Source organism: Amycolatopsis aidingensis (genome assembly GCF_018885265.1).
GTDB classification, from domain to species: Bacteria; Actinomycetota; Actinomycetes; order Mycobacteriales; family Pseudonocardiaceae; genus Amycolatopsis; species Amycolatopsis aidingensis.
In genome coordinates this window covers 1,463,793-1,477,372 of the sequence record NZ_CP076538.1, presented here as the reverse complement: position 1 = coordinate 1,477,372, position 13,580 = coordinate 1,463,793, and the positions used below count along the sequence as shown (strand labels likewise).

The 13,580-nt window shown below is 71.0% G+C and carries 14 protein-coding genes and 1 riboswitch; of the genes, 7 read left to right on the top strand and 7 right to left on the bottom strand.

Annotation, left to right across the window (positions count from 1 at the left end; all coding sequences use genetic code 11):
* Nucleotides 1-69: 69 nt before the first annotated feature.
* From KOI47_RS07130 to KOI47_RS07115, 4 genes are all read left to right on the top strand, one after another.
* The gene (locus tag KOI47_RS07130; RefSeq protein ID WP_216215077.1) at nucleotides 70-717 is read left to right on the top strand and encodes a 50S ribosomal protein L25/general stress protein Ctc; all 648 of its coding nucleotides are present in this window, start codon (nucleotides 70-72) and stop codon (nucleotides 715-717) included.
* A 10-nt stretch (nucleotides 718-727) separates the two neighbouring features.
* A complete protein-coding gene (pth, locus tag KOI47_RS07125) occupies nucleotides 728-1,321 on the top strand; it encodes an aminoacyl-tRNA hydrolase (protein WP_216215075.1) in 594 nt (197 codons plus the stop codon).
* Between the two features lie 195 nt (nucleotides 1,322-1,516).
* Nucleotides 1,517-1,894 carry a DivIVA domain-containing protein gene (locus KOI47_RS07120; RefSeq protein ID WP_216215073.1) on the top strand — a complete coding sequence of 126 codons (378 nt, stop codon included), beginning with the start codon at nucleotides 1,517-1,519 and terminating at the stop codon, nucleotides 1,892-1,894.
* A 31-nt stretch (nucleotides 1,895-1,925) separates the two neighbouring features.
* A complete protein-coding gene (locus KOI47_RS07115) occupies nucleotides 1,926-2,288 on the top strand; it encodes a DivIVA domain-containing protein (protein WP_216215072.1) in 363 nt (120 codons plus the stop codon).
* A gap of 17 nt (nucleotides 2,289-2,305) precedes the next feature.
* Here the strand turns inward: KOI47_RS07115 and KOI47_RS07110 are convergent, their stop codons facing one another.
* From KOI47_RS07110 to KOI47_RS07095, 4 genes are all read right to left on the bottom strand, one after another.
* Nucleotides 2,306-4,003: a fatty acyl-AMP ligase gene (locus tag KOI47_RS07110; RefSeq protein ID WP_216215070.1), complete on the bottom strand. Its 1,698-nt coding sequence runs from the start codon at nucleotides 4,001-4,003 to the stop codon at nucleotides 2,306-2,308.
* A 32-nt stretch (nucleotides 4,004-4,035) separates the two neighbouring features.
* Nucleotides 4,036-5,820, bottom strand: coding sequence for an ABC-F family ATP-binding cassette domain-containing protein (locus tag KOI47_RS07105; RefSeq protein ID WP_216215068.1), 1,785 nt, complete (start codon nucleotides 5,818-5,820; stop codon nucleotides 4,036-4,038).
* 66 nt (nucleotides 5,821-5,886) lie between these two features.
* The gene (locus tag KOI47_RS07100) at nucleotides 5,887-6,852 is read right to left on the bottom strand and encodes a 4-(cytidine 5'-diphospho)-2-C-methyl-D-erythritol kinase (protein ID WP_216215066.1); all 966 of its coding nucleotides are present in this window, start codon (nucleotides 6,850-6,852) and stop codon (nucleotides 5,887-5,889) included.
* A gap of 9 nt (nucleotides 6,853-6,861) precedes the next feature.
* Nucleotides 6,862-7,440 carry a TetR/AcrR family transcriptional regulator gene (locus KOI47_RS07095; protein ID WP_216215064.1) on the bottom strand — a complete coding sequence of 193 codons (579 nt, stop codon included), beginning with the start codon at nucleotides 7,438-7,440 and terminating at the stop codon, nucleotides 6,862-6,864.
* Between the two features lie 163 nt (nucleotides 7,441-7,603).
* Here KOI47_RS07095 and KOI47_RS07090 point away from each other — a divergent pair, with 163 nt between their 5' ends.
* A complete protein-coding gene (locus tag KOI47_RS07090) occupies nucleotides 7,604-9,037 on the top strand; it encodes a DHA2 family efflux MFS transporter permease subunit (protein WP_232376592.1) in 1,434 nt (477 codons plus the stop codon).
* A gap of 10 nt (nucleotides 9,038-9,047) precedes the next feature.
* On the opposite strand, the gene KOI47_RS07085 is transcribed toward KOI47_RS07090, so the two are convergent.
* Nucleotides 9,048-9,590, bottom strand: coding sequence for a DUF3558 family protein (locus KOI47_RS07085; protein WP_216215061.1), 543 nt, complete (start codon nucleotides 9,588-9,590; stop codon nucleotides 9,048-9,050).
* A gap of 138 nt (nucleotides 9,591-9,728) precedes the next feature.
* Between KOI47_RS07085 and KOI47_RS07080 the strand changes: the two genes are divergently transcribed.
* Nucleotides 9,729-10,877 carry a WXG100 family type VII secretion target gene (locus KOI47_RS07080; protein WP_216215059.1) on the top strand — a complete coding sequence of 383 codons (1,149 nt, stop codon included), beginning with the start codon at nucleotides 9,729-9,731 and terminating at the stop codon, nucleotides 10,875-10,877.
* A complete protein-coding gene (locus tag KOI47_RS07075; protein ID WP_216215057.1) occupies nucleotides 10,870-11,334 on the top strand; it encodes a hypothetical protein in 465 nt (154 codons plus the stop codon). Before KOI47_RS07080 ends, KOI47_RS07075 begins: the two co-directional genes overlap by 8 nt.
* A gap of 18 nt (nucleotides 11,335-11,352) precedes the next feature.
* Here the strand turns inward: KOI47_RS07075 and KOI47_RS07070 are convergent, their stop codons facing one another.
* Both KOI47_RS07070 and rsmA read right to left on the bottom strand, forming a co-directional pair.
* Nucleotides 11,353-12,363 (bottom strand): methionine ABC transporter ATP-binding protein, encoded by a 1,011-nt coding sequence (locus KOI47_RS07070; RefSeq protein WP_216215055.1) that lies wholly within the window; start codon nucleotides 12,361-12,363, stop codon nucleotides 11,353-11,355.
* Nucleotides 12,364-12,561: 198 nt separating this feature from the next.
* A riboswitch (SAM riboswitch) is annotated at nucleotides 12,562-12,652 on the bottom strand.
* Between the two features lie 53 nt (nucleotides 12,653-12,705).
* Nucleotides 12,706-13,566 carry a 16S rRNA (adenine(1518)-N(6)/adenine(1519)-N(6))-dimethyltransferase RsmA gene (rsmA, locus tag KOI47_RS07065; protein ID WP_232376591.1) on the bottom strand — a complete coding sequence of 287 codons (861 nt, stop codon included), beginning with the start codon at nucleotides 13,564-13,566 and terminating at the stop codon, nucleotides 12,706-12,708.
* Nucleotides 13,567-13,580 lie beyond the last annotated feature (14 nt).

Sequence of the window (13,580 nt, the reverse complement as noted above, 5' to 3'; positions counted from 1 at the left end):
GGCACCGTGGATTCGCCGCCGAACAACCACCCGCAACAGGCCTGATCCCCACGCAAGGAGAGCACCACCGTGTCCGAGGTACGTCTGACCGTCGAACCGCGCACCGAGTTCGGCAAGGGCGCAGCGCGCCGCACCCGCCGCGCAGGCAAGATCCCCGCGGTGCTCTACGGCCACGGCGCCGACCCGCGGCATCTCTCCCTGCCCGCCGTGGAGTTCGCCAGGGTCATCCGGGACAACGGCCAGAACGCCGTGCTCACCCTGGATGTCGCGGGCGCCAAGGAGAAGGCCGAGAAGGGCACCGAGCTCGCCCTGACCAAGACCATCACCGTGCACCCGCTGAAGAACTACATCGAGCACGTGGACCTGCTCGTGGTGAAGCGGGGCGAGAAGGTCACCGTGGACATCCCGGTCGTGCTGACCGGCAACCCGGCCCCGGGCACCCTGGTCCACCACGAGCTGGACCATGTGCAGATCGAGGTCGAGGCGCTGCACATCCCGGAGCAGGTCGAGGTCTCCGTCGAGGGTGCCGAGGCAGGCACCCAGATCCTGGCCGCGCAGGTCCCGCTGCCCCCTGGCGCCGAGCTGACCACCGACCCCGAGTACCTGGTGGTCGGCGTGAACGAGGCGCCGACCGAGGAGTCGATGGAGGCCGACGTCGACACCGAGGGTGCCGGCGTGGTCGAGGACAAGGCGGAGGGCGAGTCCGCCGCCGAGTAGGGTCGGACCTGTGACGCAGGATCTGCCCGGGGCCGGCGAGCTGGTGCTGCTCGTCGGCCTCGGCAATCCGGGGCCCCGCTATGCGGGCAACCGGCACAATGTCGGGTTCCTCGTACTGGACGAGCTGGCGGCCCGGATCGGCGGAAAGTTCAAGGCGCACAAGGGCGGGGCCGAGGTGCTGGAGGGCAGGCTCGCCGGGCGCAAGGTCGTGCTGGTGAAACCGCGTTCGTACATGAACCTCTCCGGCGGGCCGGTGGCAGGCACCGCGCGGTTCTTCAAGGTGGGCCCGGAATCGGTGGTCGTCGTGCACGACGAGCTCGACCTGCCCTTCGGCGCGCTGCGGCTGAAGTTCGGCGGCGGCGACAACGGCCACAATGGACTCCGCTCCATCACGAAGTCACTGGGCACGAAGGACTACTACCGGATCCGGTTCGGCGTCGACCGCCCTTCCGGCCGGATGGACCCCGCGGACTACGTGCTGAAGGACTTCTCGGTCGTGCAGCGCAAGGAACTCCCGCTGCACCTCGATCGCTGCGCGGACGCCGCCGAGGCGCTGGTCGCCAGCGGCCTGGCCGCCGCGCAGAACACCTTCCACGTTGCCTGACCGGCAGCGCGCATGGAGATCCTGATCACCCCCGAGCGGTGTGGGTAGTTAACGGTGCGTATCCGAGCGCTCACCCAAACGCGGTCACTTACGCCCCTATTCGAGTCGACGCGGTGCCCGCCCCTGGCGTGATCGGTCCGTGACCGGCTACCACGGAAGGCGGCACGCATACCGCCCGCCTGGAAGAGAGCCCCGATGTCGCTGACCGCCGACGATGCCCACAGCATGGACTTCGGCACCGCCCCGATCGGCCGCCGTGGTTACGCCAAGGAGGAAGTCGACGCCTTCGTCCGGCGCATCGCGCAGACATTGTCCGGCCAGGACGACCTGACCGCGGCCGAGATCCACCATGTCGAGTTCTCCCGGCCCATCATCGGCAGGCGGGGCTACGACGAGCGGGAGGTCGACGCTTTCCTTGACGCCGCCGAGGAGGAACTGCTCGGCCGCAGCGGGCTGAGCGGGGACGCGCACCGCGTGCCTGCCGCGCGGGAGGACTCGCCCGCAGTGGACGAGCACCAAGGCCACGCAGACCGGGTCACCTCCCGGCCCGCACCGGACAGGGAACACCTGTAACCCATCCAACTCCCATCCCCCGGGGGCAATCATGGCAGTGACCGCTGAGGACGTCCACAACGTGCGCTTTCCCAGGGCCGCGCTCGGCACCAGGGGCTACAACGAGGTCCAGGTCGACAAGTTCCTGGACCGGGTAGCCGCCACGTTGGAGGGCGAGGACAACATCTCGGCCGCCGTCGTGCACGAGGTCTCCTTCAGCCGTGCGCCGCTGGGCAGGCGCGGCTACGACGAGGCCGCCGTGGACGCTTTCCTCCGGCTGGTGGAGAGCACCCTGGCCGCCCAGCAGGTGGGCGTATCCGCGGGCACCGCCGGGCCGGGAAGTCCCTACATCGCCCCCGCTCTGGAGCACAGCCACGCCCGCAAGCCGCTGTGGCGCAGGGTCGTCCCCAAGTAGTCGTCCCCAAGTAACGGCTACGAACCCGAGTTCCCCGCGATCCGCTCGGCGTACTGGCTGGCCGTGGCCGCCCGCTTCACCTTGCCCGAAGGCGTCTTGGGCAGGTTGCCCGGCGCCAGCACGACCACGGAGTAGGGACGGATCTCCACCGCGTCCCGCACCCGCGCGGAGACCTCCTTGGCCAGCGCGCGCTCGGCCTCGGCCTCCCCGGCCAGCTTCGACTCCAGCACCACGGCGAACCGCTCCCGCTTGGTGCCCGCGTCGATCCGCACGGCCACCGCGTTGCCGGCCCGTACCCCATCCACCGAGGTTGCGGCGCGTTCGATGTCGGTCGGGTAGATGTTGCGGCCGCCCATGATGATCACATCCTTGGCCCGGCCGCAGATGATGATCTGGCCGTCCACCAGGTAGCCGAGGTCACCGGTTGCGAGCCAGCCATCGGCGTCCTGGGTGGGCATCGGACCGTCCATGGTGAGGTAGCCCGGGGTCACCGCCACGCCGCGCAGCCGGATCTCGCCGACCTCGCGCTCGGCCAGCCGGTTGCCCCGCTCGTCCACGATCTCGGCCTCCAGGCCGGGCAGCGGCCTGCCCAGCCTGGCGAAGGAGCGGACCTCCTCGGTCCCGCGGCGCGGGTCGTCCTCGGGTACCGGGACCGCGCGCTGCTCGGCCTCCAGTGCATGCGCCTCGACCACGTCCACGGAAAGCCCCGTGCCCACCGGCACGAAGGACACCGCCAGCGTCGACTCGGCCATCCCGTACGCGGGGAACACCGCCCTGGGGTCCAGCCCGAACCGGGCACCGGCTTCGGTGAAGGTGCGGACCGCGCCCTCGTCGATCGGTTCGGCCCCGTTCAGCGCGATGCGCAGGCTGGTGAGGTCGTAGGCGGTGTCGTCATCGACCTTGGCCATCCGGCGGCCCACGATGGCGTAGGCGAAGTTGGGCGCGGCGGTGGCGGTACCGCGGTACCTGCTGATCAGCTCGGGCCAGATCAGCGGCCCGGAAAGGAACTCGACCGGGGTCACCTTGATCAGCTCGACCCCGAAGGTCATCGGCAGGGTCAGGAAGCCCACCATGCCCATGTCATGGAAGGTCGGCAGCCAGGACACCATCACGTCCTCGGCGAAGACGAACTCCGCGGCCTCGACCATCGCGCTCATGTTCGCCAGCAGGTTGCGGTGGGTGATCCGCACCGCCTTGGGCTCCGCGGTGGAACCGCTGGTGAGCTGCAGCAGCGCCAGGTCGTCCTCGCCGGTCGGCACCGGCTCGGCCAGCGGCTCCCCTTCGAGCAGGTCGGTGATCATCCGGAAGGCGATCCCGTGCTCGGTGAGCACCGGTGCGAGCTGGTCGAAGGGCTCGCCCAGCAGCACCAGCCGGGAACCGATCATGCCGAGCACCCGCACGGTGTCCTCGGCCCACTCGGCAAGATCGGTGCGCGGGGTCGGCTGGTGCAGCATGGTGACGCTGCCGCCGGCCAGCCAGACGGCCTGCACGGTCGGCGCGATCAGCGCGGGAGCTGCGGCCAGCACGGCCACCGCGTCTCCCCTGCCGAGCCCGCCATCGACCAGCGCGCCCGCCGCCCGGCGGGCCCGTTCGTGCACCTCACCCCAGGTCCGGCGGACCGGCTCCCCCGGCTCGCCGGTGACCATGCCGCGCTGCCGGCCGCCATCCGCCGGCGCCGTCGCCGACGCGACCATCGTTTCCACGAACCGACTCATGCGTTAACCCTACCCACCGGCCGTGACCAGGCTTACTCGACAACCTCGGAGGTCTCCAGCCAGCGTTCCTCCACTTCGTCCTTCTCCGCGAGCACCGCCTTGAGCTCGTTGTTCAGCTCCTGCAACCGGTCCGGGTCGGTGGCCGCCGCGGCGAGGGCGTCGTGCAGCTCGGTTTCCTTCTTGTGCAAGGTGTCCAGCCGCCGTTCCAGCTTGGACAGCTCCTTGGCCGCGGCCCGCCACTCGGCGGCACTCGACTTCGCCGCGCCCGGCTTCGCCTGCTCCTGCTGCTTGCCCTGTTGCTTGCCCTGCGGCCGCGCTTCGGCCGCCGCGGACCGGCGGGAGAGGTACTCCTCGATCCCGCCGGGCAGGTGGGTCACCTTCCCGTCGCCGAACAGCGCCACCACGGCGTCGCATACCCGCTCCACCAGGTAGCGGTCGTGCGAGACCACCACCAGCGTGCCCGGCCAGGAGTCGAGCAGGTCCTCCAGCTGCTGCAGGGTGTCGATGTCCAGGTCGTTGGTGGGCTCGTCCAGCAGCAGCACGTTCGGCTCGGCCATCAGCAGCCGGACCAGCTGGAGCCGCCTGCGCTCGCCACCGGAGAGGTCCCGCACCGGTGTCCACTGCCGGGCTGGCGGGAAGCCGAGCTTCTCGGCCAGCTGGGATGCGGAAAGCTCCTGCTTGCCGATGGTGACCCTGGCGGCGATCTCCTCCACGGCCTGCAACACCCGCAGGTCCCCAGGAAGATCGTCCAGTTCCTGGCGCAGGTGCGCCAGCCGCACCGTCTTGCCCTGGATACGCCTGCCCACGGCGGGCTCGGTCTCCCCGGCCAGCAGGCGCAGCAGGGTGGTCTTACCCGAGCCGTTCACCCCGACCAGGCCGATCCGGTCGCCGGGGCCGACCCGCCAGGTGGCGTCCGCCAGCAGCGGGCGATCCCCCGCGGTGAGGGTGACGTCCTCCAGTTCCAGCACGGTCTTGCCCAGCCTGCGCTTGGCAAAGGTGAGCAGCTCCACCGTATCCCTTGGCGGCGGCACATCGGCGATCAGCGCCTCGGCCGCCTCCACCCGGTAGCGCGGCTTCGAGGTGCGGGCCTTGGCGCCACGCTGCAACCAGGCGAGTTCCTTGCGTGCCAGGTTCTTGCGCTTCTCCTCCGCGTTCGCGGCCAGCCGGGCGCGCTCGGCGCGAGCGTAGACCCAGTCCGCGTAACCGCCCTCGTACTGCTCGACCCGGCCGCCCACCACCTCCCAGGTACGGCCGCAGACCGTGTCCAGGAACCAGCGGTCGTGGGTGACCACCACCAGCGCGGTCTTGCGGGCCTTGAGATGCTCGGCCAGCCAGCGCACGCCCTCGACGTCGAGGTGGTTGGTCGGCTCGTCCAGCACCACGAGGTCGAGCTCGGCCACCAGCGCGGCGGCCAGCGCGACCCTCCTGCGCTCCCCTCCGGACAGTGTCGAGGTCGCGTTGTCCAGCCCCAGCGCCGAAATCCCCAGTCCGTCCACAATAGACCGAACGCGCGGGTCGGCCGCCCACTCGTACTCGGCGGTGTAGTCAGCCAGTACGACCTCACCCACGGTGCTGCCCTCGGGCAGGTCCGTGCGCTGGGTGACCACACCCAGCCGCAGCCCACCGACCCGGCTCACCCTGCCCGCGTCCGGCTCAGTGATCCCGGCGAGCACCTCGAGCAGCGTGGTCTTCCCGCCACCGTTGAGGCCGACCACGCCGATCCGCTGGCCCGCACCGACCCCGAGCGACACCTTGTCCAGCAACGGGCGCACCCCGTAGGACTTGCTCACCGACTCCAGGTTGATCAGGTTGGCCATCGAAACCGCTAGACCCTTTCCAGATAGGGGAAGTCATCCGTGCTCCGCCATGCACCGCACAGAATCTCAGGCATGGGCCTGGGGCGGCACGGGGCGTGGCGACTCGTCGCCGCCCATCACCCTGGCGCCCGGCACCGGGCCGTGTGCCACCCGCACCGTGCGGCACACCCCGGCCCCGGAGAGCTCGGCGGCCACCGCCAGCGCCGATTCGGCGTCCACGCACAGGAACGCGCAGGTCGGCCCGGAACCGGACACGGTCCCGGCCAGCGCCCCCGCGCTGACCCCGGCCCGCAGCGTGCGGCGCAGCCCCGGCCGCAGGGACACCGCGGCCGCCTGCAGGTCGTTTCCGAGTAGCAGGGCGAGCTGGCGCGGGTCGCCGGAGGCCAGCGCCTCCACCACCGGATCATGCGAGCCGACCCGGGGTGGGTCGCCCGCCGATCGCAGCCGGTCCAGCTCGCCGAACACCCGCGGGGTGGAAAGTCCGCGCTGGTCGAAGGCCAGTACCCAGTGGAAGGTGTGCCGGGCCAGCACCGGGACCAGCTGCTCACCCCGCCCGGTGCCCAGCGCGGTACCGCCGTAGAGCGCGAAGGGCACATCGCTGCCCAGCTTGGCGCCGATCTCGGCCAGCTCGTCCCTGGTGAGCTCGAGCCGCCACAGCGAGGCCAGTCCCACCAGGGTGGCCGCGGCATCAGCGCTGCCGCCCGCCATCCCGCCCGCCACCGGGATTCCCTTGCGCAGTACGACCCGGACCTTGAGCTCGTCCTCCGGCCTGCCCGCCTCCGCGGCCAGTGCCTGCACGGCCCGCCAGGCGAGATTGTTGCCACCGGTCGGCACGGAGCCCTGCCCCTCGCCGTACACCTCGATCCCGGGTTCCTCGGCTGCGGCCACGGTGACCTCGTCGCACAGCGACAATGCCTGGAAGATGGTGGTCAGCTCGTGGTAGCCGTCCGCGCGTGCGTCGCCGACCGACAGGTGCAGGTTGACCTTCGCGGGCACCCGGACGGTGACTGGTGGCGGGACGACGGCGAGCACGAGTCCAGCCTACGTGGCTGTCGGCGGCGCCGGCTCACGTGTGGCGGCCAGGTCCACCGCGACGCCGAGGACGACCTCGGAGTCGTAGGGCACGCTGATCCCGCCACCGAACATCATGTTGTGCCCGAACAGTACGGCGATCAGCGAGAGCCGGATGCGCAGCTGCGTGGCCGGGTCGGTCTCCTGCGCGCAGAGCAGTTCGGACAGTTCGGACAGCCGACCGGTCAGCACATGTTTGACGTCCAGCTCCCGCATCGCGGCCTGGTTCTGCTGCATGCAGCGCATCAGCGCGCCGACCCTGCTCTCCACCAGCGCGGCGAACCGCTGCAACACGCCGATCCGCAGCTGGTCCGGGTCCCGCTGGGTCCGCCCCCAGGCGATCACCTCGTCCAGCTGCTCACCGAGGTCGTCGATCAGGCCGCGGATGATGTCGTCCTTGGTGCGGTAGTGGTAGTAGAGCGCGGCCTTGGTGACACCAAGCCGATCGGCGATCTCCCGCAACGAGGTGCGTTCGTAGCCCTGCTCGGTGAACAACTCGAGCGCGATCCGCTGGATGTTCTCCCTGGTGTCGGTGCGCCGTCCAGCCATCGCCACCTTCTCCCGCACGCTCGGACGCCAAAACTTACTTGACGACCGGCTAGTTTTCGCTAGCCTGGTCTCACCATTACTTGCCGGCCGGTAAGTAATGGTCCTCGTCTCGCAGCTTACCCGCTGTGCCTTGCCCCATTCACGCCGTAGAGGGGATCCCTCCTTGACCTCGCTGATCACCAGTGCGCCCGCCGCCGATCGGGAGCAGGCCCGGCGCCGATGGCTGACCCTGGCCGCGCTCGGCCTCGCGCAGCTGCTGGTCGTCATCGACATGACCGTGGTGACCATCGCCCTGCCCTCCGCCCAGCGTGACCTCGGCATGTCCGACACCGCGCGGCAGTGGACCATCACCGCCTACACCCTGGCCTTCGGTGGCCTGCTGCTGCTCGGCGGGCGGCTGGCCGACCGGCTCGGCAGACGCACCACCCTGCTGGCCGGGATGGCGGGGTTCGCACTGGCCTCCGCCCTCGGCGGCGCCGCGGGCAGCACCGAACTGCTGATCGCCGCACGGGCGGGGCAGGGCGTTTTCGCCGCGCTGCTGGCCCCTTCCACCATGTCCCTGCTGACCCTGACCTTCACCGAGCCGCGGGAGCGGGCGCGGGCGTTCGGGATCTTCGGCGCGATCATGATGTCCGGGGCCGCGCTCGGGCTGGTCGCGGGCGGGGCCCTGACGGAGTACCTGAACTGGCGCTGGTGCCTCTACATCAACCTGCCGATCGCCGTTATCGCCTTCGCCACGGCCTGGGTGCTGGTGCCCAGGGTGCGCGGGCACCGGGAGACTCGGCTGGACTGGATCTCCGCCGTGCTCGGCGGTGGCGGGATCGTCGCGCTGGTCTACGGGCTGGCCGAGGCCGGCGAGAACGGCTGGGGGTCGGCGCCGGTGCTCGGGATGCTCGCGGCGGCCGTGGTGCTGCTGGTGGCCTTCACCTTCCGGCAGCGGCGGGCGGCGCACCCCCTGCTGCCGCTCGGGGTGGTCACCCACCGGTCCCGGGCCGCCGCCTTCCTGACCGTCGGGCTCGCCGCCTTCGGGATGTTCGGGATGTTCCTGTTCCTCACCTTCCAGCTACAGGCGATCATGGGTTACGGCCCACTGGTCGCAGGGCTGGCCTTCCTGCCGCTGGTGGGGGCGAACATCCTGGTCGCGACCCGGCTGTCCGGCAGGCTGCTGCCCCGTACCGGACCACGGCCCCTGCTGGCGGGCGGGTTGCTGCTGCTCGCCCTCGGGCTGGCCGTGCTGACCCAGTTGACCCCGGACAGCTCCTATCTCGGCCTGGTGCTGCCTGCCGAGGTGCTGCTCGGCTGCGGGGCGGGCCTTGCCATGCCGACCGTGCTGAACACCGCGACCAGCGGAGTCGCCACCCATGAGACCGGCGCGGCCTCGGCGTTCATCACCACTTCGCAGCAGGTGGGTGCCTCACTCGGCACCGCGACCCTGAACGCGATCGCGGCGGCGGCCACCGACGCGGTCACCGGGTCGGGCAGCCCGGCAGCCGCGACCGTGCACGGTTACGCCGTGGCCAGTGGCTGGGGCGCGGGGGTGGTCGCGGCGGCCGCACTGGGCGTCGCGCTGCTCGCGCGCGGCGGGCGGCAGGGCTGACCCGGCCGGGTCACCAGCCGAGCGTGGTCAGCACCTGCTGCGCGGTCTGCGCCACCTTCGCGCAGAAGTCCCGCTGACCGGCCTCGGTGTCGGAGGTGCGCACATCGAACTGGAGGAACGCGGGTTCGGCCTGCACGTCCATATGGCAGCTGAGCTCGGTCTCGGAGGTGATGTAGCCGGTGGTGTCCCCGACCGGGACCGTGTCCTTGCCCCCGCCGGTGACGATGTCCGGGGCCGGTGGCTGCCAGATGGTGAGCTTGATCCGGCCCGCGCCCTCGCCGCTCCACTCGCAGCGCGGCCTGCCCATATCGTCGGTCCGCCTGCCCTCGCCGGCACCGGCACCGAGATACTCGGCCGTGTCCTCCGCCGTCAGCAGGCCGCACGGGTCCTGCTGCTGCCAGGAAGCCTGCCCTGCGGGCGGAGCTCCACCCGATGTGGACTGTCCGGACGCAGGGTCCTGATCGGACGATCCGCCCTCGCCACCACCGCAGCCTGCGAGCCCCACGGTGCCCGCGATCGCGATGACGGTAATGAGCTTTCCCGCTCGGCTCATCGTCACCTTTCTCCATCCCTCTACGTTGGATTCGGCGTTCGCCACGCGACCGACGCCATCCTCGGCTATGGTGCTGCGCAGTCCCAGTAGATCAGCTGAACCGGTCAATCGGGCGGCCACAACATTCTAGGGGGGAACATGCCGGATGGATTCTCGGTCAAGGAAGGACATCTGGCCGGGTTTTCGGTCCTTGCCGGTGAACTCGCGAACCAGACGGCCTCGTTGATGGGGCACGTCCACAAGGAGGCACGGCCGGACACCGGGTTCACCGGAGTGATGTCCTGGATCAAGACACCGGTGGACACCTACGCGCACGAGACGTCCGTCCGTCTCGCCAACCGGGTGGACCTGTTCAACGGCATGTCCACTGAGCTCAATCGCGCGGCCTGGATGTACACCGGCCAGGAGGAGGCGGCCTACCAGGAGTTCAACGACCCGACCATGCCCGGAAGGCCGACCGGGTACAAGGACTTCCCGGACCCCGTCTCCTACTCGCCGGGCGAGGAACCCTCGCTCGACGCGCCCGAGCACCAGGACGCGGATATCCGCGGGCTGCTCGACGAGGTCGGCGGGCTGATCAACGGCGTCGACGACGCGATCGCCTTCCTCACCGGCTGGAGCCCGGTCAGCGCACTCGTCGAGCCGATGTCCGGGAACTGGACCGAGCTCTCCCGCGCCGGTGAGGTGCTCACCCAGACCGGAAACGGGGCGGAGGTCGTCGCGGGCAACCTCACCTCGCAGCTCGGCAGGCTGGACGCGAACTGGAGCGGTGGCGCGGCGGCCGCCTTCCAGGAGCACGCGAACAAGATCGCCAGCGCGATCGAGCTGGAGGGGCCGATCAACCGGCTGGTCGGCCACGTCTACACCGCCGTGGCCGGTGAGGTCGAACGGGTCGCCGAGTTCATGGTCACCACACTCAAGCGAGCGGTGGACAAGATCGCGCAGGCCGCGGCGTCCTCGTGGGTCCCGGGCTACGGCTGGATCAAGATCATCGACGCGGTGCGCGCGGCCATCGACATCATCAACGAGGCCAAGGCTCTCATCGACTCGCTGAACACTGTGATCGAGCAGGTCCGGACCGTGGTCGAGGCCGCGCAGGACCCGATGGGGTTCGTCGAAGGGAAGGTCGAGGAGAAGATGGCCCCGATCATGGACAAGGTCGAGCAGGTGCAGACCGGGGTGAGCATCACAGCGGACCTGGCCGCGCTCTCCGACGCCGACGCGCTGAGTGAGGTGCCCGAGGAGGACTACAGTGTCGGCCCCGACCCGAGGAGGCCCAGTGCCTGACTACGTTCCACCACACATGCGGTCGGCGCTGAACTCCTTCGAGTCCGCGCTCGCCGACTTCCGCACGCAGCGAATCCGGGTCGAGCAGATGGAGGTCCCGGACACACCCGCGGTCGACCCCGAGCAGCTCGCCGAGGCGGCCCGGCGGGAGGACGCGCCGGAGAAGCTGAAAGCGGTGGCGCGTGCGGTCGAGGAAGGCCGCGCCACCTGGACGGACGTGGCCATGGGCCGCGCCGAGGCCGCCCCCGAGGTGCGGGAGCTGTTCGCCGCCAGTGGCCCCGGCATCGCCCGCGGCATGGCGGAGGCCGAGGCCGAGGAAGCACAGGCCGAGGAAGCACGGGCCGGGGCAGCACCGGCCGGGGAAGGCGCAGCTCGGGGGACCCGGCCCACCACCGAAGCCGAGGACCACGACGACGAGGACTTCAGCGAACGCAGCTTCCTACGCAACGGCTGGTGACCAGGTTCCCCTGGAGCCTCAGGCCGCGACGCCCTGCAGGCCGCGCGCCGCGTGGCTGACGTGCGCGCCCCGCTCGGCGATCCAGGACAGTGCCGCATCGGCCTGGTCCCCGCGCAGGCCGAGCCGGAACCGGGCGACGGGGGTGTCGCCGACCCTGGTGAGCCCACCGCCGATGGTGGCGAACTCGGTGCCGAACCGGCCCGCGGCCTCCGGCAGCAGGGCGCCCACGGCGGCGAAGCCCACCAGCACCACGTCCACCACCCGGTCGTAGGCCGCGGCCTGCGCCGGGCTCGTCTCGATCGCGGGCAGCAGCTGACGCGCGGCCCTGCTGCCCGGATCGGAAAGCAGGCCGAGCAGGTTGCCGCTTTCCACCAGCGCCCCCTGGTCCAGCAACGCGACGTCCTCGCACACCCGGCGGGCCACGTTCCCGTCCGGGGTGGTGAGCACCACGGTGACGCCGAGCTCGGCACGGGCCCGGTCCAGCACGGTCAGCACGGCGGCGGACTCCTCGGTGTCGACCCCCGCGGTCGGGTCGTCGGCGAGCAGCACGGAAGGTCCGGTGACCAATGCCCTGGCGATCTCGGTGCGCCTGCGCTGGCCGACCGAAAGCTCACCGGGGCTCTGCGTGGCCCGCCGGGTGAGCCCGGCGAGGTCCAGCAGCTTGCCCACCCGGTCCCGCCGCCCGGGGCCGTCCACCCTGAGCCGCTCCAGCGGCGCGGCGACGTTCCCGGCCACGGTGCGCTCGGCGTGCAACCCGGCCTGGGTGTCCACCACCCCGACCTGTCGGCGTAACTCGCGTAACCGTCGCCCGTCCAGGGTTCCGGTATTCAGCCCGTCCAGCCGGACCGTGCCGCGATCCGGCCGCTCCTGCAGTGCCACGCACCGCGCGAGGGTGGACTTGCCCGCGCCCGCGGGGCCGAGGACGCCGTAGAGGGAACCCGCACCGATCTCGAGGCTGACATCGCGCAACGCCACCACGGCGGCGCGATCGCTGCGGAAGGACTTACTGAGGTTTTCGACTGTGATCACGATGCTCCAAAGCACACGGGCGCGGCCGTGTCCGGCGCGCCACCGTCACCGGGGTGCACCGCTTGCTGTGCGCGGTGCGGCAGAAGTACGGGAAACGGAATCAGGCGAAGGCGGTCTGGCGACGACACGCACTGACCGTGCGACGGCACTCGTCGACTACTCGGCGCCGGGTGAGCATTCGGGACCTGTACACGGATTCCTCCATCGGTCCTGGCTGTAGCACCTGCCCGCCTCCGGGTGGTTGCTGCGGCATCTGCGATCCAGGTCTCTCAGCCGCTCGGGATGGATACCGCTAAAAGTAGACCGGAAAAGCCCCCGGCAACGCAAGCCTCTTGACCGACATCACACCCGCCCCACAGCGGCGAGGCGGGCGAAGTCGTGGATGGTGAGCTGCTCGCCGCGGGTGCGCGGGTCGATGGCGGCGGCGGTGAGCAGGGCCTCGGCGCGAGCCGCCGAGCCGGCCCAGCCGGCCAGCGCGGCGCGGAGGGTCTTGCGCCGCTGGGCGAAGGCGGCGTCGATGGCGGCGAACACGGTGCCCCGGTCCGCCCCGGCAGGAGGCGTGGACCGTTCGAAGGCCACCAGGGCGGAGTCGACATTGGGCACCGGCCAGAACACCGACCGCGGCACGGCTGCCACCTTCCGTGCCCGCCCGTACCAGGCCAGCTTCACGCTCGGCACCCCGTAGACCCTGCTGCCGGGGCCCGCCGCCATCCGGTCGGCCACCTCGGTCTGCACCATCACCAGCCCGCGGTCCAGCGAGGGCAGCTCGGCCAGCAGATGCAGCACCACGGGCACGGCCACGTTGTAGGGCAGGTTGGCCACCAGTGCCGAGGGCGGCTCGGGCAAGTCGGCTGCGGCCAGTCGCAGCGCGTCGGCGGGAAGCACGGTCAGCTGCCCGGACACCCCTGGCGCGTGCCGCCGCACGGTCTCCGGCAGCCGGGCGGCCAGCACCGGATCCACCTCAACGGCGGCCACCCGCGCCCCGGTATCGAGCAGGCCGAGGGTCAGCGAACCGAGCCCGGGACCGACCTCCAGCACCACATCCGCGGCGCCGACCCCGGCGAGCTCGACGATCCGGCGCACGGTGTTCGGGTCGTGCACGAAGTTCTGCCCGAGCTTCTTGGTCGGGCGGATGTGCAGCTCGCCGGCCAGCCCCCGGATCTCGGACGGCCCGAGCAGGAGGGTTTCCGACGACTCAGCCACCGGCCAAGCTTAGG